Origin of the sequence: Fibrobacter sp. UWH4, assembly GCF_900142475.1 — a bacterium.
Lineage (GTDB): Bacteria > Fibrobacterota > Fibrobacteria > Fibrobacterales > Fibrobacteraceae > Fibrobacter.
Map to the genome: position 1 here is coordinate 155,599 of NZ_FRAY01000003.1, position 25,788 is coordinate 181,386.

Sequence of the window (25,788 nt, forward strand, 5' to 3'; positions counted from 1 at the left end):
TTAAACCTTTCGCCTAGAAGGGGAGTTGTCCCAGGAAACGCCACAGCAATACGCCGATAATCAGCGTGCCCAGATAAAAACTCAGGTTGCCGCCCTGCGCGTAACGCACGAGGTCGCCCAACTTGTGGATGAACCAGATGCAGAATGCGAGGATCCCTTCGATAATGTAGTCCTGGATGAAACGGGCCACGCGGGCGATGCCGCCAATCACGAATTGACGCACCACGGCGTAGTACATTTCGTCGAAGTAGAACTTGTGGTAAACGACCTTGTAGAGTGCGCTGCGGTTGGATTCGTCGAGGGCGCGTTCCACTTTTGCCTTCGGGCTTGCGTAGAAGAACCAGGCGATTAAAAGAGCGACAGCGGCAACGGCTACAGCCACGTACGGGATCCATTCGGCGTGGGGGAGCAACACCAGTTGCGGCACGCGGAGTCTACCCGGTACAAAGTAGTGTTCGAAGATGCCCTTGCCCAGGAGGCCGCTCAACAGGGCCGGTACGGCAAGAATCACAATCGGGAGCGTCATGAAGAAGTCTTCGTGCACATGCCCTTGCTTCACCGATTCGGAACGCGGAGCGCCGTGGAACGCGAGGAAGAACAGACGGAACATGTAGAAGGTGGTGAGGCCGCTCGTGAGAATCGCGAGGCCGAAAACCACATAATGATGCCCCTGGAAGGCTGCCAAGATGATTTCGTCCTTGGAGAAGAATCCAGAGAACGGCGGAATGCCTGCGATGGCGAGTACGCAAATAAGGCAACTCCAGTAGGTGAGCGGCATTTTCTTGCGGAGCCCGCCCATGGCGTCCAAATCATTCGTATGTACCTGGTGAATCAGGCTACCGGCGATGAGGAACAAGGCGCACTTGAAGAAAGCGTGCGTAAAGATGTGGAAGGTGGAGGCTGTCCAGCCGGTGGCAATGACGGCATCGCCGGTTTTGCAGGCGCCAAGAGCAAACATCATGTAGCCGAGCTGCGAAAGCGTCGAGTAGGCGAGAATGCGTTTGATGTCCTTTTGCGTGCAAGCGATGACTGCTGCAAAAATCATGGTGAAGGCGCCGACCCACATAATGAGCGTGAGCGAGTTGCCGCACACGGCGAAGAACGGGAAGAGTCTTGCGACCAGATAAACGCCTGCGACCACCATGGTGGCACTATGGATGATCGAAGACACCGGAGTCGGACCTTCCATCGCGTTCGGAAGCCAGATATGCATCGGGAACATGGCGGACTTGCCCCAGCCACCCGTAAAGATAAGGATGGATCCGATGATGAGCGCGTCAGCCTTGCTTACGACCATAAGGCCGAGGTCTATCGTTTCTTTCTTGAAGGCGGCGAGCGTAAGGCCGTTCAGGGTAAAGAAGTCAAAACTTTGCACCACGTAGCTCACGATCACGATACCGAGCAGGAAGAAACTGTCGGCAAAGCGCGTGAGGATGAACGCTTGCTTGGAGGCGCTCACGGCCGAGGGCTTGTGATACCAGAAACCGATGAGAAGGTAGCTAGATACACCCACGAGTTCCCAGAAGATGAACATCTGGAAAAGGTTCGTGGCGGCCACGAGACCGAGCATGCTGAAGCTGAACAGCGAGAGAATCGAGAAGAAACGGCCGGCGCTGCGGTCGCCCCTCATGTAACCGATGCTGTAGATGTTCACGAGGAAGGATATCACCGTGACCACCACGAGCATCATCACCGAAAGCGGATCGATGAGGAGGCCAATCTTTGCGGCGAAATTTTCCGCAAAACTCAGGAACGGGAAGTCGAACAGGACCGCTTTCTGCGGGGCGAAAGTGGAGCTGAAGTAGTGTACCGCGACAATCAGCGCGGAAACCATGGCAATGCCGTTTCCAGCAACGGCGAATGCGGCAGCAGCCTTGTCGGATTTTCGTCCGAGGAAAAGTCCATTGACCGCAAATACGATAAGCGGCATCAAGAAGATGAGATAGCTGATGGAAACGTCGTTAATCATGGAGGTCCCTCAACTGTTCTACGTCCAGACTCTTATAGCGGCGGTACATCGACACGATGATTGCAAGGGCGATTGCCATTTCGCAGGCGGTCACCGCAATCACGAAGATGCTGAAGAGTGCTCCCGCTGTGGAGTCGCTGGCGCTGAAGTAGGCAAAAGAAATAAAGTTAATGTTCGCTGCATTCAGCATGAGTTCAATCGAAATCAGCATGCCGATCAAGTGACGGCGGCGCATCAAGCCCCACACGCCAATGCCGAAAAGCAGGAATGCGAGAATGAGACAATTCATCAGGGTCATTTTTCTTCTTCCTCCTTGCCTTTGCGGGCGATGGTGATGGCGCAAATGAGCGTCATCAGGAGAAGGATACTCACGACTTCGAACGGAATCACGAATCCGTCTTCGCCGTAGCCCAGCAGTCTAAGAGCGAATGCCTTGAGCGAAGCGTAACCTTCGGGGGCGGCAACGACGCCGTTTGAAAGCCCTTCGATGGGAAGCAGGCACTTGACCATCACGAGCACAAAGATAATCGAGAGCGCGAATGCGGCAAAGATTCTCGGAATCTTCACCGAGAAAGCGTCTTCGCCGAGGCGGCTTGTCAAGAGAATCGTGAACACCACGAAAATCACGACGCCGCCCACATAGACCATCACCTGGGCGAGTGCGGTAAATTCCGCATGCAGGAGCAGATAAAGAATCGCTGTCGCGACGAAGCTGAAAATCAGGAACACGGCACTCTGCAAGATGTTCTTGACGGCGACCGTGCAGACGGCGGTTACAAGGATAATAAAGGCTACCAGATAGAACGCCAAGTCCATTCCACCCATCGGGAAGGCGACATTCTGCGGAATAAGCCCTGCTAACAGATTCTGGATCATTAGCCTTGGCCCTCCTTTTTATTAAGAATCATTTCGAGCGTATTCGGGTCGGTCGTGGCGACTTCGAATGCCTGGCTCATGCGGATAGCGCCAAACGGGCAGGCTTCCACGCAGAGCCCGCACTGGGTGCAGCTTGCGAAGTGGTAGACGTAGCGACCGAGCACCTTTTTGCCCGCGATGTTCTTGGTCGAAAGCACGTTGATCGAGGCGTTCGGGCAGGCGCGTTCGCACATGCCGCAAGCGGTGCAGTGGTTGTTCCCGTCGGCGTCTTCGATCATTTCGAGGCGGCCACGGTAACGTTCGTGCATCTTGAGCGTCTTCCTGTTTTCAGGATACTGCTCGGTTACGATGCGTCTGGGATCAAAGAAATACTTGAGCGAAACGGACAAGCCGCAAATCAGGCTCCACGGGCCCGTAATGCAGCGCTTCAGGTAACGCTTGATGTACTTGCGTGTTGAAAGTCTTTCTTGCATATTATCCTACAAAAATCATCCACACGGCGCCGGCGGCGAGGAGCACCAGGTTCACCGGCAAAAGAAATTTCCATTCAAAGTCCATGAGCTGGTCCACACGCGGGCGCACAAAAGTCCAGCGCACCATCATGTAGCACCAAATCATAAAGTAAATCTTCGCGAAGAGCCACACGACTCCGGGCACCATCTGCAGGTAAGTGTCGATAGCGGTAATACCGATGCAGGGTGCATGGAATCCACCCAAGAAGCAGGTGGCGGCAAGTGCCGAGTTCGTCACGAGGGCGATGTATTCGGCCAAGTAGAACATGGCAAACGGGGTGCCGTTGTATTCCGTGTGGTAACCACCGGTCAATTCCTGTTCTGCTTCGGCGATGTCGAAGGGAGCGCGGTTCATTTCGGCGGTACTGGAAATAAAGAAGAGAATAAAGGCGATAAAGCCGAGCACCGGAATCTTGAAGATAAACCAGTCTAGCACCGTACCGTCCTGGGCCTGTGCGATATCCATCAGGCTCGTGGAACCCGAAATCATCACGACGAACAAAAGAATCATCGCGAAAGAGATTTCGTAGCTGATCATCTGGGCGCCGCTACGGAGAGCTCCGAGCAAGGAATACTTGTTGTTGCTGCTCCAGCCGCCAAGCAAAATGCCCAGCACGCCAAAGCCGTTCACCGCGATAATCATCGGAATGCCCATGTCGATGTCAGCGACAATCAGGTTGTGGTCGAACGGAATCAGGGCTGCGATAATGAACGGGGCAATCAGCACAATCATCGGTGCTACGTAGAACATCAGCTTGTCGGCGCCGCTCGGGGAATAGACTTCCTTGAAGAGCATCTTGATCACGTCGGCGATAGTCTGGATGGTTCCGTGCCAGCCGAGACGCATGGGGCCCAGGCGGCATTGCACGTGGGCGCAGACCTTGCGTTCCATGTAAATCAGAATCGGGGCAGAACCGATGTTCACGGCGCAGACTGCGATAACGCAGAGGAGCGCGTTAATCAAGAAGGCGGCAATGCTGTCGAGGGTTGCGTTGTGCAAAGCGTCCGGCAAATAAGCGGTAAGCTTCGGAACCCATTCGCGAACGAAGTCGCCTACAGGATGTGTAATGGAAGGTACAAACATATATTACCTGTCAATCTCTGGAATCACCGGGTCAAGAGTAGCCATAATGGTCACAAGGTCCGAAATCTTGTGGCCCTGCGCCATCTTGTTGAGGGCGGCGATGTGCGGGAAACTGGGCCCACGCGTGTGAATGCGGTATGGCTTTTCACCGGTCGTGGCAGCAACCACGTAAGTGGCGTACAGCCCCTTGGCCGTTTCGATTTCGCTGTAGTAGCGGCCGACCGGAAGGCGCACGGGCTTTTCCTTGGCTCTCCACGGTCCTTCTTTAGGGAACTTTTCGATGCACTGGTACAGAATGCGCATGGATTCGTGAATTTCGGCAATGCGGACCGTGTAACGGTCGTAGCAGTCGCCGGTGTAGGTCACGGGCACGTCGAACTGCAGCTGGTCGTAAATGCTGTAGGGGTTCGCCTTGCGGACATCGAAGTCGACGCCGCTTGCGCGAAGCACCGGGCCGGAGCATCCGTAAGCGATGGCGTCTTCGGCGGAAAGGATGCCGATTCCCTTGCTACGTTCGAGCACGATGATGTTCTTCGAAAGGAATCTTTCGTAGTCCTTCATCGCACCTTCCAAGTGCTTGAGGAACGCCTTCACGCGGTCAATAAAGTTTTCGGGAACGTCAAAGCGGCTGCCACCCGGTCTAAAGAAGTTGGTGGTGAGGCGCGACCCGGTGACTTCTTCAAGGATGTCGTGGATCATTTCGCGTTCCTTGAAACCGAACAGCAAGCAGGTCTGGCCGCCCAAGTCGCCGCCGAAGCAGCCGAAGAACACCAGGTGGCTCGCGATACGTCCAAGCTCCGAAAGCATCACGCGGATGTATTCGGCCTTTTCGGTAACGCCAATGTTCATGCCTTTTTCAAGTGCAATCACGACCCCCAGGTTGTTCTGGATGGCCGTCAGGTAATCCTGGCGGTCGGACATCGCTATGTACTGCAGGTAGCTCATGGATTCCGCCTGTTTTTCCATGCCGCGGTGGATGTAGCCGAAATGCGGTACGATTTCTACAATCGTTTCGCCGTCCATACGCAGGGCGAGGCGCAGTGCACCGTGGGTACTCGGGTGCTGCGGACCCATGTTGATGAAAAATTCTTCGGTATTGGTATCGCTGGTAATCTTGAATCCCGGCGGGAGTCTTGTCATACTCATACGGGCCTCTTGATCATTTGCGGGTGGGTAAAGTCCTTGCGCAAGGGGTAACCTACAAAGTCCTTGTCCAGGAAAATGCGGCGCAGGTCGGGGTGCCCTTCAAAGTTGATGCCGAACATGTCGTAGACTTCGCGTTCCTTGACTTCGGCACCCGGGTACAGGTGGCTGATGGTCGGAACGCTTCCGAGCAGCGCTGTGGGGCGTTCTTCTTCGGGGATGTCGAAGTTCTTCTTGATTTGCACGCAGAAGAAGACCTTGTGACCCTTTTCGATACTGCGGAGCTGCGTCACCATGTCAAAGTGGTCGTCGTAGTCGATTGCCGTGACGTCGATCAGGTAATTCATCTTGAATTCGGGATCGTTCTTGACGTATTCCACGGCGGGCAAGTAGTCTTCGACGCTGATCATCACTTCGAGCGGACGGTCGGCGGGCATGGCGGCCACCACATCTTCGATGGGGTCTTCGCTGTGTGTATGCACGGTGATGTCCGGGAACTTAGCCTTGAGTTTCTTGTAAATGTCGAGCTGGCTTAAACCAAAGCGCTTGCAGGCGACACGCTCGACTTCGGGGAAGTCTTCCTTTTTCACGCGCACAGGCTTGAAGCTGCTCTTGTAATCGGGATTTTCTTCCTTGAACTTCGCGCGTGCCTCGGCCATTTCCTCGTCCTTGATGCGTTCAAGGGCGGCCCAGGTCTTTGCGGCTTCGCGGTAGCGGTCCATGGTGGACACATCCTTCGGTTCGCCTTCGTGCCAGGGATCGCGGCAGGTTTCCTTGAGAATCTTTTCGCGGAGCGTGAGTAGACCGTGGAACAGTGCTTCTGGGCGAGGCGGGCAGCCGGGAACGAATACGTCCACCGGAATCAGGTTCTGCGCCCCGCGCACCACAGCGTAGTTGTCGTAAATGAAGGGGCCACCGCTGATGGTGCAGGCGCCCATCGCAAGAACGTACTTGGGACCCGGCATCTGTTCCCAGAGCATCTGGAGAGCGGGCGCCATACGGCGGGTAATGGTTCCTGCGATAATGAAAAGGTCCGCCTGGCGGGGCGAAGCGCGGAACACTTCGGAGCCGAAGCGGGCGATATCGTAGCGGGCCATGGAGCTACTCATCATTTCGATGGCGCAGCAGCTGGTGCCGTAGGTGAGGGGCCAAATCGAGTTTGCTCGGGCCCAGTTTACAACGTAGTCTATCGCGTTGACGACATACTTGCCGCCCGGGATAGGATCTAAAATCTTAGGAGCTAGGTTTATAATTCCCATAGGGCTATTCCCACTTAAGGATTCCTTTCTTCCATGCGTAGGCAAGACCCGAAACGAGAATTGCCATGAAAATCACAAGGTCAATGACAACGACTTGAGGTGGCAGCGGCGTGTTACCGGCCATAATCTCCTTGAAGTTCGCCATGACGGGGAACAGGAATAGCGCTTCGATGTCGAAAACGAGGAAGAGCAGCGCAAACAGGTAGTAACCCACCTTGAACTGGATTCGAGCGTTTCCGATGGTTTCCATACCGCATTCGTAGGGCGCCATCTTGTTTTTGGTGTTCTTGGTGCGGTAGCCGAGCAGAAGCCCCGTAACGGTAGCCGCTGCCGCGATAAACGCGCCCAGGAAAAGGAAGATTGAAAGTATGATGTATTCTGACATATTATTTCTCGCGGCTTCGCCGCAGTTGGCAGAACTTAGTTGGTAGAACTTAGAAAAAATGATTTGTCTAAGTTCTAAGCTCTAAGTTCTAAGTTCTCCTCTAATAGAAATTCTGCAGCTCCTGTACGGTTCCAAATATCGTGTTGCCAATCTGGAATCGGTCAAGGACGTGCCGTAACAGGTCCTTGAATTCATCCATGGTCGCTGCGTTCATTTCGTTCAGTTTTTCTTGAATGGCGTTCACGTAGCCCGAGGCGACTGGTTTGGTCTTGAGGTCCTGCATTTCGCCAGCCCACCGTTGCAGCATCTGGTCGGTATCAATACGGGCGATAACATAGTGTGTGGTCGAAAGCATCTCCTGCAAAAAATGGACCAGGAAGATTTCTTCTTGCAAAATACCCCAGCGTTTGTCCTTGGAATACATCGCCTTGTTTTCGTTTTTGCCGTAAAAGATTGCCGCCTGGGCATATTCGAGGCAGGTCATGATCAGCCTTTCGTAGCGCTTGATTTCCTTGCTCAGGCTCTGAAACCAGATGGTGTCCGCCACCGGATTCGGTTCCTTGCGGTCTGCGATTTCGTTCGGGAAAATCGCCCTGAACGCGTAGTAGACTTCTTCGTAATAGCGGTTGCGCATACGGCAGTTGAAGGCGCGGTTCTTTAAGGTGTAGTCGCTATGGTGGAGTTTGCTAATCATGATTTGACCACCTGTTTTACGCCGTTAATGTTCTTGATGGCGGTGATAATGGAATCGACCTGTTCCTTGCGGAAAGCCTTGAACACGAGCCTAATGCGGCCTGAATAATGCTTGCTTGCCGAGGAGACCCTTTCGAGGAACACATTCGCGCGCTTGAGTTCTTGCAGCACGTCGAAGGTGATGTTCTTGCGGTTCTCGGTCTCGATGGTCAGGTGCGCCTCGAAAGAATGCTTGATGTCTTCGCTCCATTCGACGGCGATGCGCTGTTCCATGGGCAGGTTCTTGAGTTGCGGACAGTCCGTATTGTGGACTTCGATACCGATTTTCGGGCGCAATACGCCGACAATCGGGTCGCCGGGCACGGGGCTGCAGCACTTGGCGAAATGTACCACCAAGCTGGTTTCCTGGCCAATTTGCAGGGGCATTTCATCTTTGCGGTCGGCCTTCATGTCCTTGTTGAACATGGGGAAGAACCTAAGCGAGTTCGATTCCTTGGTCGTGGTTTCGCCACCGTTTAAGAATCGTTGGATGTCCGCCAGCGGAAGTTCGCCCTGGCCGAGTCTTTCGTAGAAGTCGTCGATCGTGGGCGTTCCAAAATACTTGCAAATGCTTTCTTCGGAAGGACGCTTGACCTTTTCGATCTTTTGTAGGCGGAGCTCGCGGTCCCAGATTTCCTTGCCGAGGTCGAGCGCCTGTTTCATGATGCTGCTTTTCATCCAGCGGCGCAGTTCCTGCTTGGCCTTTACGGTTTTCACCATGTCGAGCCATTCGGGGCTCGGTTCTTGGTTCGGGCTCTTGAGAACCTGGATGGTGGCGCCGTGTTCGACGACTGTATCGAGGTTCACCACCTCGTCGTTGATTTTTGCGCCGATGCAGTGCAGGCCGAGCTCGGTGTGGACCGCAAAGGCGAAGTCCAAAACGATGGAACCCTGCGGGAGTTCAATCGAGGTGCCCTTGGGGGTAAACACGGTCATGCCGGTGGGCTTCAGGTCCACCTTCAAGAAATCGAGGTATTCCTTGGAGTCCGAAATTTCGGACTGGAGCTTTACCATGTGGTTCAGCCATTCCAGTTCCTCGCCCTCGTGCTGGGTTTCCATCTTGTAGGCCCAGTGGGCGGCGAATCCCTTTTCGGCGGTCAGGTCCATGTCCTTAGTACGGATCTGGACTTCGACCATCTTGTTTTCGGGGCCGATTACGGTGGTGTGGATGCTCTGGTAAAGGTTCGGTTTCGGGGTCGCGATGTAGTCCTTGAAGCGACTCTGCAGCGGGGTCCACAGGTTGTGGACGTAGCCCAAGGCCAGGTAGCATTCGGGAATCGTCTCTACAATGATGCGGATGGCGAAGATATCAAAAATGTCCTCGAACTGGCATCCGCGGCTGAGCATCTTGTTGTAGATGCTGTAAATGTTCTTGGTGCGCCCCTGGATGGTGCAGTCGAAGTCTTCGAGAGCCATCTTGATCTGCAACGGGCCGATGACCGACTGGATATACTTTTCGCGGGATTCCTTGTTCTCGATGAGCAAGTCCACCAGTTTCTGGTATTCGTCGGGATTGACATATTTGAAACTTAGGTCTTCCAGCTCGTTTTTCAGCTTGTAGAGGCCGAAACGGTGGGTGAGCGGAATGTAGATGTCAAGCGTTTCCTGCGCAATGGCTTGCCGTTTTTCGGGCTTCATGTAGCGCATGGTGCGCATGTTGTGGATGCGGTCCGCAATCTTGATCATGATGACCCGGGGGTCTTTCGCCATGGCGATGATCAGCTTACGGTAGGTTTCCGCTTTCTGGGCGGTCTTGCTCGATTCCTGGGCGGCCGTGATCTTGGTAACGGCATCGACCATGAAGGCGGTGTCGTTTCCGAATTTTTCAGCAATTTCTTCAAGGGAGTGGTTGGTATCTTCAACCACGTCGTGGAGTAGCCCTGCGAGGACCGTTGACTGGTCTTGTTTTAGGTCTGCAAGAATTTTGGCTACTTCGTAGGGGTGCTCGGTGTAGGGCATTCCGCTCTTGCGGTACTGCCCCTCATGAGCCTCTGCAATAAAGGCAACAGCTTTTTCAAGAATCCCACGATCCAGATTAGGATTCTTCTTTAGAAGCACATCGATAATGTGCGTTTGATTTGATGTCAGGCTCGTTTGATCCATCACCCTAAATAATATCTAAAAATCGGTGCGTTGATGTATGCAAATTTGCGAAATAAGCGAAAAATAAGGGTTTTTTGAGTATCGATTCTTTCTTTTGCGAATGAATAAACTGTTGTAATGGCGAACAACACTTTGTCTTTACGAAGTATTTGATATTGGATGCTAAAAACCTATTTTATTTACAGGCCATAACGCCCAATAGCTAGGGAGTGGTTTGGAAAATAGATGACCGTTAGGGATTGTTTGGGGGTTAAGAACAATACTGCGGTCATGCCCTAGCCCCAGCAGGAAATCCTGTCGGGAAAAGCCGTGTCCGACTTGCGGGACACGGCTTTTTTTGTATAATGACCGCACGAGCTGCAAATGAGTGTATTCTTATACTTGGCTCGTGCTCTCGCGACCGTCCCAGCTTAACGCGTGGAGCTTTGTCGCTCACGGTAACGACCGAATCGGCTACATTCAACAATGTTCTTACTCTGAAGCACGAGTGCAAATGAGTTGTTTTATGCGCCAGCGTCTTCGAGGCGTTTTACGTGGCAGTAGGCGAGTTCCTTGGTCTTCTCGTCGCGCAGGTGCAGGCTGGAGCCTTCGCAGTAGCGCCAGTACTTGCAGGTCTTGCAGTCGCCAATTTTTGCCCAGCTGCGGTCGCGCATCACTTGGTAGCGGTTCTGCCAAACGTCCCAGAGGTCGTCCTTGTAGATGTTGCCCTGGATATAGTCACCGCGCAGGCTCGGACATGCCGAGACGCTCCCGTCACAAAGCACGGAAGAGACGTTCACGCCGGCACGGCAGAAGAACGGGTAGTTGCGGGCGTCCTTCTCGTAGCTCCCGAGGAAGCCTTCGCAGCCGTAGTTCACGCTGATGACGTTCAGTTTCTTCACTTCACGGATGAAGTCGAACACCTGGCGGAATTCCTGGTTCGTGAGCTGGAACAGCGGATTGTCTTTGGCGCGGCCCTTCGGGAACACCGTCGCGATGCGCCAGCGCTTCACGCCGATTTTTAGGAGAATGTCGAGAATCTTCGGGAGTTCCTTGAGGTTCTGGCGGTTCACGCAGGTCATCACGTCGAAGGTGAGGCCTTCGGTGTGGGCGGCCATGTCGATGGCGCGGAGCGCGTTGTCGAAACTTGTGGGGGCGCCGCGGAAATGGTTGTGGCTTTCCTTGAGGCCGTCCAGGCTAATCGTGAGTGAGCGGAGGCCTGCATTCAGCAGCTTGGTGTAGCGTTCGGGGGTCATCGCAAGGCCGTTGCTGACCATTCCCCAGGGGTAGCCGCGCTTCTTGATTTCTTGCCCGCATTCCTCGAGGTCCTGGCGCATCAAGGGTTCGCCGCCGGTAATCACCACGATAAAGTGCTTCGGGTCGATGTGCGGGGCGAGTTTATCCAGCACGCCCATAAAATCTTCGCGAGGCATGTCGGGGATGGCGTCCTTCACGCAGTCGCTACCGCAGTGCAGGCAGTGCAAGTTGCAGCGGAGCGTGCATTCCCAGAAAAAGTAGGTGAGGGGGTGTGCCTTGATTTCGTTGTGGCGGTAAAGGCGGTAAGCTTCGAGAGCGAGTTTCTTTTTGAGAGAGAGTTGCATAATCTAATCAACTTTTATATAGGTAGCATCCGACTTTTCGGGGCAGTCGATGATGGGGTGGCAACCTGCAAGCGAATCCAGTTCTTCGGAAATATTCGGGTTCCGTTCGATGCAGACGTCACCATTTTCTGTGCAGTTCGGGGCTTTATCGCTACCAGCCTTCGGGGCGAACACCTGGACTCCTTCGGGGAGCTCGACGCCTTCTGCACCTGCAACGGAGGGGTCCCTCAGGTATTTGTTGCCGTCAATACAGTCAATAATCTTGAACACCCTGCCTTCAGTATTTTGCACGCTATCGTTAAAGCAAAGTGTCTTAAGGGTAAGAACCGTGTCTCTGTCGTCAAGGTAGTACGGGACACCATAGTCGAGAGCCATTTGCATAAGTTCGTTGCTGGAACTTTCTTCTTCGGTCCCTGAGCTAGTCGAAGGGGCGCTGGAACTGGACGTCGTCGCATCATCCGTACTAGAACTGGAAACCGGGTTTTCGGTGGCGCTGCTATAATTGGGGTCGGGACCGTAAAGACACACTGCTTCAGAAGCAGAGTCTTCACAACCTGCCCAGAAAAAACCGGTCAGCGCAAGTGCAATTTTTTTCCAATGCTTATAGAACAAGTTTCCTCCGTTTGGCCTGTTGGGCCTCCATTTAGACATAAATATATACAAAATAAAACCCGATTGCAATCATCGGACGAAAATGTGTGATAGCAGCTTTTTTTATTTCTTAAACTTTACAGCGGTGCCGTAGACGATGATTTCTGCGGAACCTGCCATCACCGAGGCGGTCGCGAAGCGCACATTCACGATGGCGTCTGCACCAATCATCCCGGCCTGGTTTTCCATACGTTCGATGGCGATATTGCGGGCGTCGTTCAGCATCTCGGTGTAGCCGGCGATTTCGCCGCCCACAAGCGTTTTGAGTCCTGCAAACACGTCGCGCACCACGTTCTTGCTAAAGACAACGCTCCCGCGCACCATCTGAAGAGTTTCAATTTCTTTGCCGGTAATAAAGTCTGTTGTAAAGAGCTTCATAAGTCCTCCTTTTTTGCGATAATATACAAAACAAAATCCCTGAATAAATTAAATTTGCCATGAAAAAACATTTTTAGGGATAACGGAGAATTTATGAAACAGAGTGTCATCCTGAGCGTAACGAAGTGGAGTCGAAGGATCTCCATTTATTTTGCCTTGTTCCTTGTCGCCTGTAGCGGTGACGGTTCCTCGACTGCTGCAAACGGAAATTCAAGTAATTCAGGCAACAGCGATTCTGGCAACGGCGCCAACAGTGAATACGAATCCTCCTCGAATACCCTCAAGGACTCGCGCGATGGCAAGACTTACAAGACCGTGAAAATCGGCAATCAAGTCTGGATGGCCGAAAACCTTGACTATGAAACGGGAAACGCAGTCTGCGGCGAAAAGGAATATATGACCTTGTTCGGTTGCCTTTATTCCTGGGATGAGGCGAAGACCGTATGCCCCGGCGGCTGGCACTTGCCGAGCCAGGCTGATTGGAAAACGCTGATTGAATTTGTCGTGGATTCCTCGACGGCAGGGAAGATTCTCAAGGCCTCGACTACCTGGAGCGATAAGGGGCATTACGAAGACGGTACCGACGATTACGGCTTTACTGCATTGCCGGGCGGCGTGCGCCTTCCGCAACGGGGCAAAACGCATCAGTCCTTTGTGAATTCGGGAGCCTTCTTCTGGAGCGCCACCGAGGTCGATGACGACGAGTCAATCACCTTGGTTTTGCGTTACGAAAACGATGCAGCGACATTGTTCGAAAACAACAAGGACGCCGGTGTCAGTGTCCGCTGCGTGAAGAATTGAGTTAGAAAAATACCCTGTAGGGAACGATTTTCTGCTGCTTCCGCCCCTTGGTGTCAAAGTAGAAGTCGCGGCGGAATCTGTTTATCTTTGCTGCAGGCCGTTTTGCGATGGATGTTGTACTCGTATTTGAGTAAACAATATACCATTGGTGTATTTCCTCTTTTTGAACTTGCTCAATTACAAAGCCTTTTTCTGTTTCTGTGATAGTTTGGTCGTAAGATTGACCTATGTCACCTTTTTTGACGGAATTTCCTTTTTGTCGGAACATGAATTTGACCAACAGTCATAAACTTTATAGTATTCATGGCATATGTGTTTGTTGTCCTTCTCGGCAACATAAAAATGAAAATCGACTGTGTCCATCGGTGCTCCGTCTTCTGATCCGAGATTTAATCTGAACAGAGTGTCTTTTCTCAGGATGATTTCTGTGTAACCTTCGTAAGAGTCGTTTTCTCCATTAGATTCCCAAGATCTATTAACTACGCCGTTCTTAAACATCTTGATAGATTGTTGTGAGATGCGTGAATCTTCTTCGTAATCTGGTTCATCGACGATTGCTTCGATAACTACAGTGTCGCCAAGAAAACTTTTTTTATAGGCTATGCTACTGTCGGCTGGGTTTGAGATATCGTTTATTAGATAGAAAAATAAGCTTGTATCTGAATTGAAATTTCCTTGATTGAAAGATTCATTTATTTTTAAGATTTTCTCTTTTTCATATATTAATTTCTGTGATTCAAAATCTTCACTGTTTATGTAATTCACTCGGAAACCGTCAAAGGAGGCGTCTTCATTAAAATAAAGTCCGAATATACTTTGTTGAAGCATCAGCAGTCCTTCTGTGCAGGTGATGGCGTGGACTGTAGGGACTAGGAAAAGCAGAAAAAGAAGATAGCGTATCATTGGAAGTCTGTTTTTTTTGTAACCTAATATAAAAAAAAGAATATGCTTGTCAATGAAAGTGATGCTGCGTACGTTTTGCAGAAGCTGTTTGTGCTCGGTCATTCTCAAGCCCGCATAGATGCTACTTTCGCTTACAGGGGTTTTAGGGGGCGGACAGCACTTAGAGTAAGGCTCTTTAGTGCGCATGACCACCAGGGTGGGGAGGCCCCGCCTAGGGGCCTGGCCCCTAACCCCCAAAGAGTTGTAGCGACTAGATTCTTAAAGCGATACCGCCGCTCATGAAGCCGCGGTAGCCTGCGCCCAGTTCGACGTACAAGCTTACGTACGGAAACGGAAGTTCCAGACCCACAGGCGTCAGCTGGACAGAAGGCAATCCGACGCTTTCCAGCCCGCTGTCAAATTCAAGCAAGGATTTATATACAAAATTAGTCCTTTACGCAGCGGACTGACAATCCGTCGCTTTCGTTGTCGCTACAGACGCTAACCATTCCTTCGGAACCGTCGCCAACATGAATCATTTTAGGACAATTATGATTGAGTTTGTCTATTGTGGATGTCCAAAAGAATGCTAAAAGGCCCGGCTCAAGAAAATTTTGGAATGTTGCGGAGTAATTTCCTGCGGGCAAAATGGCGAACCCGTATTCGTCTTTTGCATTTCCCCAACCTTCGACTCCATAAGCGTAAAACGCCGAATAGCCGCCGTTCCCCTTTGTAGGCCACTCATCAACTGAAGGCAAGTGCCAATCGGGTGGGCAGGCTGTCTTTGCGGCGGCGAGTGTGTATAGACGACCGTACTTATCGCAGTTTTCGCCTTTATTTCCGTTGCACCAACTCTGTACTCCGTCTTCAATTTCAAAGTTGAGATTTTCGGCCATCCAGGTCTGTTCGCCGAGTTGAATCGTCTTGTAAACTTGTCCGTCTCGGGCATCAGTCAGTTCAGGGCCTTCGTCTGCTTTTTTTACTTTTTTCGAAGGTTCTGGAGCGGGGCCGGGGTCAATTTCGTAGATTTTTCCGCTGAACTTGAAATACTTGATGTCCTTGTTTTCGGGGGCAATATCGAACCAGTGGTCGCTATAGCACGTGCATGCCGATTCCACACGGTCGGGGCCATATTCGATTTTCAAGGTGTCGCCCGAACGTTTTGTCAGGAGATCCGCCTCGACATAGCATAGGTCCATTATGTTTAAGACGAATACTTGGTAATTTCCGTTACCGTCGTTAAGAATATACGCCTTGGGTAAACCATTGGAAGAGTATTCTGCGATGGTTGCTGCTTTGGCGGCTCGCTTTGCCAAAGAGGGTGAATCTCCCAAGCCGGCGAGACAAGAGCCTAACTTCAATCCGTTTTTCGTATCCGTGGCGAACGCTTCTGAAGCTTGGCCGCTGTCGTCCGGTGTCGAAATCTCGCCGGGGTTTCCTGCCATCGTGTTCTCAATTTCAGTGGTTCCCGCTTCGTTTGGCTTTTCGGTGCAAGCCCAGAACAAAGTTGTCGATAATGCGATTAGGAGTTTTGTCGTGTTCATTTGCGTCTCCTTTTATCTGAGGTGGTCGCCTTGTCTGTAAGGGGAAACACCTGCAAATTCATTTGATAGACCTGATCAATATCTCGGCATTCGTTTGCGATGTCAATAATCTTTTTGCGGAAGATGTCAATTTCCTTGGTAATGCGGTCGTAAACAGATTTGTTTATCCCCATGGTAATTCCTGAAAAGTTGCGCTCTTCCACGGAATCCTTGGCTATGGATTGAAACGCCAATTCGGACATTTTTCGGTTCATCGTGCGGATGACCAGGGGAATCGTTTCCTTGGAACCCTTGACGGCTTTTTGTGTTTGCTCGTAAGTTCCATCGTCGTTCTTTTTGAGCAAATCCGCCTTGACAAGAAATTGGAGAATGTCGCGGACTTGTGCAGCCGTAATTTCATGTTTTACTTTGGACGCAATTTCTCCAAATGAAGCGTTTGGCATAAGGGGTGCGAGTTCGCGAATAATCGGGTAGGCAGGATTTTCGTAATAGCGGAAGGCGTCTGCATCGACGATGCGAATCTTGTTTATTCGCGCTTCGCGTTCGAGTTCCCGGAGAGCCGATTCTTTTTCGCTGTCGTTTTTAGCGTTTCCGAATTTCACAAGCAAGGTAAAATAGGTGTAGTCAAAACCTTCGAGTCCCATTGCTCGTGCCACTTTGGCTATGCCCGGCTTACTGAGACTCGTTTTCCCATCGCTGACCAGTTTTAAGTATGCGGGAGAAGCAAACCCGGCGAGACTTGCAAACTTCCGCCAAGTGAAATACGAATTTTTCTTGCGCTCGGCATAGAAATCTCGCATATACTCACGGTAATCCTGATATTCGGTAATAGGCCTCATATTCTTAAAAATAAAACAAAAATGCCGAATACGCAATAAAAACGGCGTTTTTTTACAAATTTTTCATCTGAATTTAAAATATGATACAAATGTGTTTCATAAACACTCCCTTGAAAGGATGAATCTAAAAAGAGGGGGAGTCGTCCCCCTTTAAACAATCTATTTCTCCACCACGTTCCCGAGGATGTGGTGGATTTTTTTATGATTGTGTTGTATGGCAATCTATTCTGAACCGTTTGACAAGAAAATTCTGTTGGAATTGCAGACGCATTACTTTGGCGATATGGTCAAGGGTGTCGTCGATGTTGCCGAAGGAAACAAAGTTTTTCTAATGAGGATTATGCTTCTTATGACGCAGCCTTGGTTTCATTCGGTTTTGTAAAGTCAGAAACACTTCCAGGATCTCCAACTTACACAAAGATTCTTGATGATGCTAGCGTTTTGACGGTAGGGGTGACTTATGCAAATGAAACGCAGATTCTTTCTGCGACAGTAACGAAACAAGAAAAAAATTATCTTTATGAGCCATAGAAGAGTTTGGAGAATTGTTGGTCAAACCATTGTTCCGTTCTCTTGGAGTGACGATTGAGTGGAATTATACAGCATCAAACTCCCTGAATTTTTTGTATTCTCACTTGGTGTTCAAGGGGTTATGGAGTATAAAAGTAATGTATATAAACTTTGGGTAAAAAAGGCTGATTGCAGTGTGCTTCAAAAAAAATGTTTAGACAATTTATTTGAGATTGAAATAAATAAATTGCAATAGCTATTTGTATTCGACTCCACCCTAAACGACGATTTTCCAATCTACAATCTACGCTGGGTTTCTCAGCGCGCTTTTGGGGGTGTCGGGGGTTTTAGGGGGCGGAGCCCCACCTTGGTGGCCATGCGCACTAAGGCAACAAAAGCATATAAGGCGAACGCCGCGACAGAATGTTTACATTCTGGCATGGTTGAGCCGAAATTGCGGACGCCAAAGGCGTCCACTTGCTAAGTGCTGTCCGCCATTAGGCGTGGGGGTGTAGAGCAACGGCGTGCGAACCAGGGGGACAACAGCTTTAAGGCGAGTGTTGTGGCAAACGGAGTTTGACATAACCGAGCCGATCTGTTGGGGCTTGAGCGTAGCGAAAGACCAGCCTTTCCCCCTTGAAAAAAATGCCCGCTTACGCGGGCGTGACAAGCTTGTTGTTGATTGTGCTCAAAGCGACCCTGTAAGGGGTGCGACCTCATACCTCGAAGGACCGAAGGTCCGTGCCCATCGCTCTTACAGCGTTGCCTGGAACTGGTGAAATTTTTCCAGGAGTTCGGCGTAGGTCTTGGTGGCTTCGAGTTGCGGAAACTGGGCCACGATGGAATCCGGCGCGCAGAAGAAGCAACCCTTGTCGGCCTGCTTGAGCATGCCCGTGTCGTTGAAGGAATCGCCGCTGGCGAATACCTTGAAGTTGAGGTCCTGCAGGTGCTTCACGACTTTTGTCTTCTGGTCGGTGAGGCGCAGGTGGTAACCCTTGATCATGTCGTTTTCGACTTCCAGGTTGTGGCAGAAGATCGTCGGGAATCCGAGATTCTTCATGATGGGGTAGGCGAATTCCTGGAACGTGTCCGAAAGAATAATCACCTGGGCTTCGTCGCGGAGTTTGTCCATAAAGTCGCGGGCACCGTCGAGAAGTCCGAGGTTTGCAATCACGTTCTGGATGTCCGAAAGCTTGATGCCTTCGCGTTCAAGAATCTTGATGCGGCCCTTCATGAGCACGTCGTAGTCGGGAATGTCACGGGTGGTGAGTCGCAGGTCCTTGATGCCGGTCTTTTCGGCGACGGCGATCCAGATTTCAGGGGCGAGGACACCTTCAAGGTCCAGGGTAACGACACATTGCTTGGTAAACATAGGGCTATTTCTTTCGTTCGTTGATGATGGAGCGCAAATCCGCAATCGTAATCTGGTACGGGGTGCGGCAGAAGTCGCAAATCACTTCGAGGTCCTTGCCTTCTTTTTCGAGGTCCTGCAAGTCCTTGAGCGGGAGCGTGGCGAGCGTTGCCACGGTGCGTTCGCGGCTGCAGGGGCAGTAAGCCTTCGGGTCGATTTCTTTGACGATATCGATTTCGTAGGGGCCGCGCAGCTGGTCCAGGAGCTCGTCCAGGTCAAAACCTTCGGGCGTGTTCATGTCACAGAACTTCGGCAAGTTCTGGATAATGACTTCGATCAGGTTGATGTCCTTGTCTTCGAGGTCGGGGAAGGCTTCGATGTAGAATCCGGCGGCGTAGTCGAGCTTGCTCGGGTCATCTTTGTTGAAGGCGGCTTCGATGCCCACGGCCGAGCGGATCTGTTCGGATTGCAAAAGGTAGGTGGCGAGGTTCTGGCCCATGGATACGGCGGGAGCCTCGATAATGCTTTCGTGGACGCGCTTGCCCTGTTCGTTCAGCTTGACGACGCGGACACTCTGCGGAATCAGGGCGGGCTCGTTACCGCCAACGGCCTGGAGTTCCGGCTGCGGAATCATGGCGCGCACCAGGCCCTGCGGCGTGGAGTCCGACTGCACCAGCGTGATTTCGCCCGAGAAACGGGTGGTAAAGCTCACGGTGCCCGGGAACTTGAGCGATGCGCTCAAGAAAATGCTTGCGATGGAGTTTTCGGCGAGGAGCTTGAGGGCGAAACCCTGTGCGTTATGCTTCTTGCCGATTTCGTTCATCGTCGCGGTCAAGTCGACGACAATCAGGCGGAAGGGCGTCTTCTTGCCCGTAGCGCGGATAATGCGGTCCTTGAAATTCATGGCCCAAATTTAGTAATTAATGCACGCCGTCTTCGTTAGCGGATTTCTTTTCGCTGTACCAGAGCTGGATTTTTTCGCGGGCATCCTCGTCGAAGGAGTCTTTATCCTTCAAGATGTTTTCCGCCATCTGCAGGGTTTCGGCGATAAGTTCCTGGTCATGAATCCAGTCAAACCAGCGGAACACCCAACTGCCGCTTTGCTCGTTGCCTTCGAGGTTGCCCGCTCCGCGAGTCTGTAAGTCGAGTTCGGCGATTTCAAAGCCGTCGTCGGTGTGGCTGAACTGGGTAAGGCGATCGAGCGTGTTGTCCGCGGAAGCATCTTCCGGAAGCATCAGGAAACACCACGCCTGTACGTCGCCGCGGCCAACACGCCCGCGCAGCTGGTGCAGCTGCGCCAGCCCGAATCGATCGGGCTGGTCGATCGCCATGATGTTTGCCTCGGGAACATTAACGCCAACTTCAATTACCGTCGTCGCCACTAAGATATGGACTTTCCCTGCAGCGAATTGCTTTAAAATTCCGTCGCGTTCCTCTTCGTCCATCTGCCCGTGAATGCCTTCCACGACAACAGACGGGTCGAATGCTCGCAGTTCCTGCACAACGTCCTCGACGCTTCGCGCGTTTCCTTCGTCGTCGCTTCCGACTCGGCTTACAATCCAGTAACAGAGGTTTCCGCCTTTCGCCTCGTTACAGATAAACTTCTTCATGTCGTTTCGCTTGTCGGGGCTTACGAGTCGTGTCTTGACGGGTTTTCTTCCGGCAGGCTTTTCCTTGATCGAAATCACCTGCAAGTCACCGTAAAGTGTCATGGCGAGGCTTCGCGGAATGGGCGTCGCGCTCATCACGAGCATGTCGGGGTATTCGCCTTTAGAGAGCAATGCTTCGCGCTGGTTCACGCCAAAGCGGTGCTGTTCGTCGATAATCACGAATCCGAGTTTTGCAAATGTAACGTCCTTGGAAAACAGGGCGTGCGTTCCGATGACGGCTTGGCAAAGCCCCATTTGCAATTCGCCCAGAATCTGCCGCTTTTCGGCGGCGGGGGTAGCCCCGACCAACAGTTGAACGCGCATTCCAGCCGCTTCGAAGAACGGCTTCATCTGCTTAAAATGCTGTCGAGCCAGAATATCGGTCGGTACCATCAGGGCGCATTGCTCGCCGGCACCGCACACGGCTAGCATCGAAAGCATCGCAACAACCGTCTTGCCGCACCCCACGTCTCCTTGCAACAAGGCGTGGAACTGTTTTTTCCCGTTCAAACCGTCGATGATTCGGTTGAGGGCGGCGTCCTGCCCGCCAGTTAGGCTAAATGGCAAGCGGGACTTGGCGAGCATCACCTGTCCCAGGTCAATTTGCCTTTCGTGTCCGCGAATTTTCTGGTTCTCGCGACGCTTGATCATGCGCAGACAGAAGGGGAGAAGTTCCAGAATTTTAAGTTCAAATTTCGATTTGCGAATGGATTCGAAATCGGCGGGCTTGTGCAAGACGGCGAGATTCTTCAGGACCGGATTGAAATGCAGATAGTCCGTCAGTTCCCTGGGACAGATTCCAGATAAAGTAAGGGCCGGAAAATGGAAGATGACGTTGTACCAGTTGCGTAGGGATTTCTGCGTGATGCGCGCCTTGGTCATTGCCTCGGTCATGGAATACACCGGGAGTATTTGCCCGTTGAACTGTTCGTCTGAATCCATCGGTTGCATGTCGGGGTGCGTCATTTGCAATCCGCGATATTCGCCTACGACGCCCGTTGCAAGCCACCTTGTCCCCGGTTGCAGTCGCCTGCTTTGGTAGGAGGCACCCTTAAAAAAGGTCAGTGTGATTTCTCCGGTGCCGTCGGTGAGCGTCGCTACAAAGCGACTAGAACGCCCCCGCAGGATTCCTCCTCTTTGGATGGTTCCTATAACGACGGCTCGTTCTCCTACGTGCAGGTTGCCGATGGGTGTCACCTTGGTCTGGTCCAGGTATGTACGCGGGATATTGTATAGAAAATCGGCGAGCGATACAATGCCTGCCGCCTTGAAGGCTTCCAGGCTCTTCGGTCCCATCTTGGGTAGGTTACTCAGGTCCATCTTTATTCGGGGAGGGCTTCGCCCTTTTCGCTGCGTTCGCGCGCTTTTTCGCGAGCGGTCTTACCGATGATGTTCAGGTTCTTCCAGGTGAACGGCTTGATCGGGTTGCCATTTTCGTCAAGCATCTTGATGCCCTTGGTATCGATGGCACGCACGAGTTCGTTGAGCTTGAATACGAGCTCGTTTACCTTGTCCACTGTTTCGGAGGAGTATAGAACCTTGCTATACAGGGTGTGTGTCTCGATTTGGGCAATAAGGTCGTTTGTCTTTTGCGCCCCGTCCGAAATGGTCTTTAAGGCGCTTTCGGCAAGTTGCATTTTTGCATTAACGGCTTCGGTGATGCTGCGGATGGCGGAGTCCGCCTGCAAAGAAGCTTCGGTGATATTCGCACTCGCCGAATTGATTTGTAAGAAGAGGCTGTTGAGGGTGGGCTGCAGCGTTCTTAGAGTCTGTTCGGTGTTTTGCAGGGCCGATTCAATGCTGACGAGCATTTCTTCGAATATCTGACTTGCCGGTTGATGCGTCGAGTCTCCTTTGATGACCAAGAGGACTAATTCTCGGATAGAGGTAATCTGCTCGTTGACCACTTCGATCTGGCGTAAAGCTTCGGCAAGGCCCGGCTCAAAATGCCCTTGGTGGATATAGTCATCGGGGAGGACTTTGCCTGTTTTTGAGGGAATCACCTCGATGCCGCGCTGTCCCATAATGGCGTAGTTAATGTTGTTGAACTGGGTGCCTTCGCGGATGACAATCGGCTGGTTAAACTTGATCTGGACGCGGGCCCGGTCGCCGAGCCACCGGACCTTTCCAATTGTTCCGACCGTGTAGCCACGGATGGTTACCTGGTCTTCGGGTTGCAGTGAACCTAAGTCGTCGAAATCGACCTGGATGATGGTCTTGGCTTCGTGATGAGCATCCCACATGCAGTAGGCGATAAACGCAAAAAGGCCGATAAGCGCCACGAGCGAAATATAGCCCAATGTCCGGTCGGAAATTTTCATAGGTCAGAATATAGTAAAAAGTCCCGGCATACTGCCGGGACTTGTTTCTCTCTCTATTGTCTAAAGGCTATTCCTTGCTACGACGACGCTTGGCGATAATCTTGTTCGCCTTGCTCTTTACCTTGCTTGTAATGGCGTTCGGGAGCCAGAAGAAGGTCGGCACCAGGTACATGGTGAGGAGGGCGGACACAATCAAGCCACCCACCGAGGCGATACCCATAGGCTGGGTCATGGCGGCCACGTCACCACCCAGGGCGAAGGCCAGCGGAAGCTGGGCCACCACAGAGGCAAACGTTGCAAGCACAATGGGCTGGAACTTGGTCTTTGCAGCGGTCATAATGGCAGAACGCCGTCCCATGGCACCGCTACGCAAGAGCCTGTTGGCTTCGTCCAGGAGTAGAATAGCGTTGTTCACCACCACACCGATAAGCATCACGATAGCCATCAGGGAAATCATGGACAGTGCCTTGCCGGTAAAGATAAGGGATAGGAACACACCGATTGCACCCATCGGGATCGTAGTCATGATGATGAAGGGCTGGGCGAAACTTTCCAGGAGGGCCACCAGCAAGATGTAGGTCAGGATAATGGCCATGATGATAGCGGTAATGAATTCCTGCACCATGTCGTTCTGCATGTCGGCGTTACCACCGAAGCCGAAAGTGACTCCTTCCGGAACTTCGTCCTTCATGTCGGCGGTGAGCTTGCCCAGCTTACCCATGATTTCACCGGTAGTGTGTCCCGGCAACAGGTTCATGGAAATGTCGATACGGCTCAGCTTGCGCTTACGGTCAATTCGGGTCGGACCGGCACCGTCTTCCACGAAGAAGAGTTCGCTTGTATTCACGTAGCCCTTCGGCGTGAGAATCGGGAGTGTCTCGATATCGCTATGGCTCTGTCTGTCCTTTTCCTGCAGGCGGACATACACGTCGTATTCTTCACCGTCTTCGGTGTACTGGCCCGCTTCGTAACCGCTCACGGCGATGTAGTTGTAAGTGGCTACGGTCTTTAGGGTCACGCCGTAGTCGGCCAAGGCCTGACGGTTCGGAATCAGGCGGATTTCGGGCTTACCGGCTTCGTAGCTGGTCTTCACGTCCACGATACCGTCGATTTTTTCCTTGACGCGGTCCATGACGATTTCTGCAGCCTTGATCACGGAATCCTGCTTGAGGCCGCTCACTTCCAGCACCACATCGCCACTGGAGTTGTTGCTCATTTCAGAAGCGGAGGTGGACTTGATGGAAATGTAGGCGTCAGGAATGTCTGCAAAGTAGGGGCGCAGGGAGTCCACGATCTGGTCGGTACTGCGGGTACGGCCTTCCCAGTCCTTCAGGAGCTTGACACGCATGGTCGCCTGGTTCACGGACGTCATACCGTTAGAACCGCCAACATTCATGCTGTAGTGTTTGATTTCCGGCAGGTCCTTGATACGGCTTTCGATAATGCGGGCTACACTGTCCGTGGTTTCCACGTTGGTACCCACCGGCATTTCCAATTTAATGGCCATCATACCCTGGTCCTGCTTAGGAGCAAGTTCCACAGTCATCTTGTTTATGGCCATGTAGCCTACAAACATGACCATGGCCACGAGAACCACAACCTGGAAAAGAACTCCGGGAATAGAAAGGCAGAAGGAAAGGGTCTTCAGGTATACGAAACGGATGCCGTTCAGTACCGTGGGGAAGATTCCGAAAATGCGTTCGCCAATAGAAGGCTTGTCTTCGATGATGTTGCCGTTCTCGTCCTTCTTTTTACCCTTGAACAGGTAGGCCGCCATAAGCGGGGTCAGGGTAAAGGTCATGATCAGGGACACCGCTGTCGCAAACACCATGGTCATACCGAAGGTGCGGAAAAAGATACCCACGATGGACTTCATGAAGGCAATCGGCACGAACACGCAGACGTTTGTGAGCGTGGATGCCATGATGGCGACCATGATTTCGGAGGTGCCCCTGTAGGCAGCTTCTTTCGGGTCCAGCCCGAGCTTCAGCTTTTCGTTGATGTTTTCAAGCACCACGATGGAGTTCGTCACCAATAGACCCACAGAAGAGGAAAGGGCCATGAGGGACATCATGTTGATGCCGAAGCCGGCAAAGTACATCAGGGTAAAGGCGCCGATCACGGAAATGGGCATAGTCAGGGCCGCGATGATCATCGTGGAGAACTTACCCAAGAAGAGGAGCAACAGAATGGCCGTCAGGGCAATGGCAATCATGATGTTCTGAATCACGTTGTCAATGGATTCGTTCACGGCTTCACTCTTGTCGTAAATCAGGTGCAGCTCGAAACCTTCCGGAAGGGTCTTGTTGATTTCTTCCATGCGCTTGAGTACGCCTTTGGAAACATCCACCACGTTGGCGTCAGAGCGCTTCTTGATATCCAGTGCAATCGAGTTCACGCCGTTGAAGCGGGCGGCCGAGGTAATGGTTTCGATAGTGTCCTTGACCTTTGCGATTTCGGAAAGCTTGATGACTCCCTTGCTGGTGGGAATGTCCAGGTTCCGCATCTCGTCCAGGCTCTTGAACTTACCGGCGGTACGGACGGATGTGTTCTTGTGTTTGCCGATGACTTCACCCACCGGGTTGTTCACGTTGGTAGCACCATAGAGACCCATAATCGTGGTGATGTCCACGTTACGGTCAATCATCTTGTCCTTGTCCAGTTCAATGGAAATCTGGCGGGTGGTACCACCGAACACGTCCACGCTGGCCACGCCCGAAACAGAGGTGAACAGAGGTTCGATTTCGTCTTCCACCTTCTGGCGGAGTTCCGTGGAGTTCAGGGGACCCGTAAAGGAAATGGCCATGATAGCGGAGGCGTTAATGTCCACCTTCGAAATAATAGGTGCTTCCACGGCGTCCGGGAAGTTGGCCGCGGCCAGTTCAATTTTGGAACGGACGTCGTTAGCGGCCACGTCCACGTCGATACCCATGTTGAACATGGCCACCACGATACCGTAGTTTTCCATACAGATGGACTGCACGTAGTCGATGCCGTCCACCAGTTCCACCTGGTCTTCGATGGGCTTGATAATGGTGGTTTCGATTTCTTCCGGGTTAGCGCCCGGATACACGATTGTACCGGTGACCACGGGGATGTCGAATTTCGGCATCAGGTCCACCACCATCATGGAGTAGGTGTAGAGACCGAAAACCACGATGGCCAAAATGACCATGAGCATGGTAATCGGTTTATAGATACTGGCCTTAATCATTCAGC

General features: G+C 52.1%; 24 protein-coding genes and 1 pseudogene. 2 read left to right on the forward strand and 23 right to left on the reverse strand.

Annotated features, from left to right (window positions below):
- Window positions 1–13: 13 nt before the first annotated feature.
- From nuoL to BUA93_RS06050, 14 genes and pseudogenes are all read right to left on the reverse strand, one after another.
- A complete protein-coding gene (nuoL, locus tag BUA93_RS05990) occupies window positions 14–1,969 on the reverse strand; it encodes an NADH-quinone oxidoreductase subunit L (protein ID WP_072978261.1) in 1,956 nt (651 codons plus the stop codon).
- Complete coding sequence (gene nuoK / locus BUA93_RS05995; protein ID WP_072978262.1) at window positions 1,962–2,267, reverse strand: NADH-quinone oxidoreductase subunit NuoK; 306 nt, start codon at window positions 2,265–2,267, stop codon at window positions 1,962–1,964. The genes nuoL and nuoK overlap by 8 nt, the downstream gene beginning before the upstream one ends.
- A complete protein-coding gene (locus BUA93_RS06000) occupies window positions 2,264–2,845 on the reverse strand; it encodes an NADH-quinone oxidoreductase subunit J family protein (protein WP_254793882.1) in 582 nt (193 codons plus the stop codon). The genes nuoK and BUA93_RS06000 overlap by 4 nt, the downstream gene beginning before the upstream one ends.
- A complete protein-coding gene (locus BUA93_RS06005) occupies window positions 2,845–3,318 on the reverse strand; it encodes a 4Fe-4S binding protein (RefSeq protein WP_072978263.1) in 474 nt (157 codons plus the stop codon). The genes BUA93_RS06000 and BUA93_RS06005 overlap by 1 nt, the downstream gene beginning before the upstream one ends.
- A gap of 1 nt (window position 3,319) precedes the next feature.
- Window positions 3,320–4,441 (reverse strand): complex I subunit 1/NuoH family protein, encoded by a 1,122-nt coding sequence (locus tag BUA93_RS06010; protein WP_072978264.1) that lies wholly within the window; start codon window positions 4,439–4,441, stop codon window positions 3,320–3,322.
- Between the two features lie 3 nt (window positions 4,442–4,444).
- Window positions 4,445–5,587, reverse strand: a complete 1,143-nt coding sequence (locus BUA93_RS06015; protein ID WP_083597184.1) for an NADH-quinone oxidoreductase subunit D — start codon at window positions 5,585–5,587, stop codon at window positions 4,445–4,447.
- The gene (locus BUA93_RS16740; protein WP_371359298.1) at window positions 5,584–6,306 is read right to left on the reverse strand and encodes an NADH-quinone oxidoreductase subunit C; all 723 of its coding nucleotides are present in this window, start codon (window positions 6,304–6,306) and stop codon (window positions 5,584–5,586) included. The genes BUA93_RS06015 and BUA93_RS16740 overlap by 4 nt, the downstream gene beginning before the upstream one ends.
- Before the next feature lie 54 nt (window positions 6,307–6,360).
- Window positions 6,361–6,843: pseudogene (locus tag BUA93_RS16745) on the reverse strand (NADH-quinone oxidoreductase subunit B); the annotation flags it as partial.
- Window positions 6,844–6,847: 4 nt separating this feature from the next.
- Complete coding sequence (locus tag BUA93_RS06025; protein WP_072978267.1) at window positions 6,848–7,228, reverse strand: NADH-quinone oxidoreductase subunit A; 381 nt, start codon at window positions 7,226–7,228, stop codon at window positions 6,848–6,850.
- A gap of 100 nt (window positions 7,229–7,328) precedes the next feature.
- The gene (locus BUA93_RS06030; RefSeq protein ID WP_072978268.1) at window positions 7,329–7,922 is read right to left on the reverse strand and encodes a hypothetical protein; all 594 of its coding nucleotides are present in this window, start codon (window positions 7,920–7,922) and stop codon (window positions 7,329–7,331) included.
- Window positions 7,919–10,063, reverse strand: coding sequence for a RelA/SpoT family protein (locus tag BUA93_RS06035; RefSeq protein ID WP_072978269.1), 2,145 nt, complete (start codon window positions 10,061–10,063; stop codon window positions 7,919–7,921). Before BUA93_RS06035 ends, BUA93_RS06030 begins: the two co-directional genes overlap by 4 nt.
- A 503-nt stretch (window positions 10,064–10,566) precedes the next feature.
- A complete protein-coding gene (locus BUA93_RS06040; RefSeq protein WP_072978270.1) occupies window positions 10,567–11,643 on the reverse strand; it encodes a TIGR04133 family radical SAM/SPASM protein in 1,077 nt (358 codons plus the stop codon).
- Between the two features lie 3 nt (window positions 11,644–11,646).
- Complete coding sequence (locus tag BUA93_RS06045) at window positions 11,647–12,294, reverse strand: hypothetical protein (RefSeq protein WP_139257825.1); 648 nt, start codon at window positions 12,292–12,294, stop codon at window positions 11,647–11,649.
- 63 nt (window positions 12,295–12,357) lie between these two features.
- On the reverse strand, window positions 12,358–12,672 hold the full coding sequence (locus BUA93_RS06050) for a YbjQ family protein (RefSeq protein WP_072978272.1): 315 nt from the start codon (window positions 12,670–12,672) through the stop codon (window positions 12,358–12,360).
- Between the two features lie 93 nt (window positions 12,673–12,765).
- Between BUA93_RS06050 and BUA93_RS06055 the strand changes: the two genes are divergently transcribed.
- Window positions 12,766–13,473, forward strand: coding sequence for a fibrobacter succinogenes major paralogous domain-containing protein (locus tag BUA93_RS06055; RefSeq protein ID WP_072978273.1), 708 nt, complete (start codon window positions 12,766–12,768; stop codon window positions 13,471–13,473).
- A 225-nt stretch (window positions 13,474–13,698) separates the two neighbouring features.
- On the opposite strand, the gene BUA93_RS06065 is transcribed toward BUA93_RS06055, so the two are convergent.
- From BUA93_RS06065 to BUA93_RS06075, 4 genes are all read right to left on the reverse strand, one after another.
- Window positions 13,699–14,562, reverse strand: a complete 864-nt coding sequence (locus BUA93_RS06065; protein ID WP_139257826.1) for a hypothetical protein — start codon at window positions 14,560–14,562, stop codon at window positions 13,699–13,701.
- A 64-nt stretch (window positions 14,563–14,626) separates the two neighbouring features.
- Window positions 14,627–14,785 (reverse strand): hypothetical protein, encoded by a 159-nt coding sequence (locus tag BUA93_RS16190; RefSeq protein ID WP_175547378.1) that lies wholly within the window; start codon window positions 14,783–14,785, stop codon window positions 14,627–14,629.
- A gap of 16 nt (window positions 14,786–14,801) precedes the next feature.
- Window positions 14,802–15,899: an FISUMP domain-containing protein gene (locus tag BUA93_RS06070; protein ID WP_083597186.1), complete on the reverse strand. Its 1,098-nt coding sequence runs from the start codon at window positions 15,897–15,899 to the stop codon at window positions 14,802–14,804.
- The gene (locus BUA93_RS06075) at window positions 15,896–16,738 is read right to left on the reverse strand and encodes a TIGR02147 family protein (RefSeq protein WP_072978277.1); all 843 of its coding nucleotides are present in this window, start codon (window positions 16,736–16,738) and stop codon (window positions 15,896–15,898) included. Before BUA93_RS06075 ends, BUA93_RS06070 begins: the two co-directional genes overlap by 4 nt.
- Before the next feature lie 214 nt (window positions 16,739–16,952).
- Here BUA93_RS06075 and BUA93_RS16195 point away from each other — a divergent pair, with 214 nt between their 5' ends.
- On the forward strand, window positions 16,953–17,120 hold the full coding sequence (locus tag BUA93_RS16195; protein WP_175547379.1) for a hypothetical protein: 168 nt from the start codon (window positions 16,953–16,955) through the stop codon (window positions 17,118–17,120).
- An 882-nt stretch (window positions 17,121–18,002) separates the two neighbouring features.
- On the opposite strand, the gene thrH is transcribed toward BUA93_RS16195, so the two are convergent.
- From thrH to BUA93_RS06100, 5 genes are all read right to left on the reverse strand, one after another.
- On the reverse strand, window positions 18,003–18,620 hold the full coding sequence (gene thrH, locus BUA93_RS06080) for a bifunctional phosphoserine phosphatase/homoserine phosphotransferase ThrH (RefSeq protein WP_072978278.1): 618 nt from the start codon (window positions 18,618–18,620) through the stop codon (window positions 18,003–18,005).
- A 4-nt stretch (window positions 18,621–18,624) separates the two neighbouring features.
- A complete protein-coding gene (locus tag BUA93_RS06085) occupies window positions 18,625–19,503 on the reverse strand; it encodes an Hsp33 family molecular chaperone HslO (RefSeq protein ID WP_072978279.1) in 879 nt (292 codons plus the stop codon).
- Window positions 19,504–19,519: 16 nt separating this feature from the next.
- Window positions 19,520–21,544: an ATP-dependent DNA helicase RecG gene (locus BUA93_RS06090; RefSeq protein WP_254793883.1), complete on the reverse strand. Its 2,025-nt coding sequence runs from the start codon at window positions 21,542–21,544 to the stop codon at window positions 19,520–19,522.
- A 26-nt stretch (window positions 21,545–21,570) separates the two neighbouring features.
- Window positions 21,571–22,569: an MlaD family protein gene (locus tag BUA93_RS06095; protein WP_072978281.1), complete on the reverse strand. Its 999-nt coding sequence runs from the start codon at window positions 22,567–22,569 to the stop codon at window positions 21,571–21,573.
- Between the two features lie 67 nt (window positions 22,570–22,636).
- A complete protein-coding gene (locus BUA93_RS06100) occupies window positions 22,637–25,783 on the reverse strand; it encodes an efflux RND transporter permease subunit (RefSeq protein WP_072978282.1) in 3,147 nt (1,048 codons plus the stop codon).
- Window positions 25,784–25,788 lie beyond the last annotated feature (5 nt).

Bases quoted from the DNA above. Each gene is read 5' to 3' on its own strand.
- nuoL (WP_072978261.1), bottom strand. From the start codon at position 1,969: ATGATTAACGACGTTTCCATCAGCTATCTCATCTTCTTGATGCCGCTT.
- nuoK (WP_072978262.1), bottom strand. From the start codon at position 2,267: ATGACCCTGATGAATTGTCTCATTCTCGCATTCCTGCTTTTCGGCATT.
- BUA93_RS06000 (WP_254793882.1), bottom strand. From the start codon at position 2,845: ATGATCCAGAATCTGTTAGCAGGGCTTATTCCGCAGAATGTCGCCTTC.
- BUA93_RS06005 (WP_072978263.1), bottom strand. From the start codon at position 3,318: ATGCAAGAAAGACTTTCAACACGCAAGTACATCAAGCGTTACCTGAAG.
- BUA93_RS06010 (WP_072978264.1), bottom strand. From the start codon at position 4,441: ATGTTTGTACCTTCCATTACACATCCTGTAGGCGACTTCGTTCGCGAA.
- BUA93_RS06015 (WP_083597184.1), bottom strand. From the start codon at position 5,587: ATGAGTATGACAAGACTCCCGCCGGGATTCAAGATTACCAGCGATACC.
- BUA93_RS16740 (WP_371359298.1), bottom strand. From the start codon at position 6,306: ATGGACCGCTACCGCGAAGCCGCAAAGACCTGGGCCGCCCTTGAACGC.
- BUA93_RS06025 (WP_072978267.1), bottom strand. From the start codon at position 7,228: ATGTCAGAATACATCATACTTTCAATCTTCCTTTTCCTGGGCGCGTTT.
- BUA93_RS06030 (WP_072978268.1), bottom strand. From the start codon at position 7,922: ATGATTAGCAAACTCCACCATAGCGACTACACCTTAAAGAACCGCGCC.
- BUA93_RS06035 (WP_072978269.1), bottom strand. From the start codon at position 10,063: ATGGATCAAACGAGCCTGACATCAAATCAAACGCACATTATCGATGTG.
- BUA93_RS06040 (WP_072978270.1), bottom strand. From the start codon at position 11,643: ATGCAACTCTCTCTCAAAAAGAAACTCGCTCTCGAAGCTTACCGCCTT.
- BUA93_RS06045 (WP_139257825.1), bottom strand. From the start codon at position 12,294: ATGTCTAAATGGAGGCCCAACAGGCCAAACGGAGGAAACTTGTTCTAT.
- BUA93_RS06050 (WP_072978272.1), bottom strand. From the start codon at position 12,672: ATGAAGCTCTTTACAACAGACTTTATTACCGGCAAAGAAATTGAAACT.
- BUA93_RS06055 (WP_072978273.1), top strand. From the start codon at position 12,766: ATGAAACAGAGTGTCATCCTGAGCGTAACGAAGTGGAGTCGAAGGATC.
- BUA93_RS06065 (WP_139257826.1), bottom strand. From the start codon at position 14,562: ATGCGCACTAAAGAGCCTTACTCTAAGTGCTGTCCGCCCCCTAAAACC.
- BUA93_RS06070 (WP_083597186.1), bottom strand. From the start codon at position 15,899: ATGAACACGACAAAACTCCTAATCGCATTATCGACAACTTTGTTCTGG.
- BUA93_RS06075 (WP_072978277.1), bottom strand. From the start codon at position 16,738: ATGAGGCCTATTACCGAATATCAGGATTACCGTGAGTATATGCGAGAT.
- BUA93_RS16195 (WP_175547379.1), top strand. From the start codon at position 16,953: ATGGCAATCTATTCTGAACCGTTTGACAAGAAAATTCTGTTGGAATTG.
- thrH (WP_072978278.1), bottom strand. From the start codon at position 18,620: ATGTTTACCAAGCAATGTGTCGTTACCCTGGACCTTGAAGGTGTCCTC.
- BUA93_RS06085 (WP_072978279.1), bottom strand. From the start codon at position 19,503: ATGAATTTCAAGGACCGCATTATCCGCGCTACGGGCAAGAAGACGCCC.
- BUA93_RS06090 (WP_254793883.1), bottom strand. From the start codon at position 21,544: ATGGGACCGAAGAGCCTGGAAGCCTTCAAGGCGGCAGGCATTGTATCG.
- BUA93_RS06095 (WP_072978281.1), bottom strand. From the start codon at position 22,569: ATGAAAATTTCCGACCGGACATTGGGCTATATTTCGCTCGTGGCGCTT.
- BUA93_RS06100 (WP_072978282.1), bottom strand. From the start codon at position 25,783: ATGATTAAGGCCAGTATCTATAAACCGATTACCATGCTCATGGTCATT.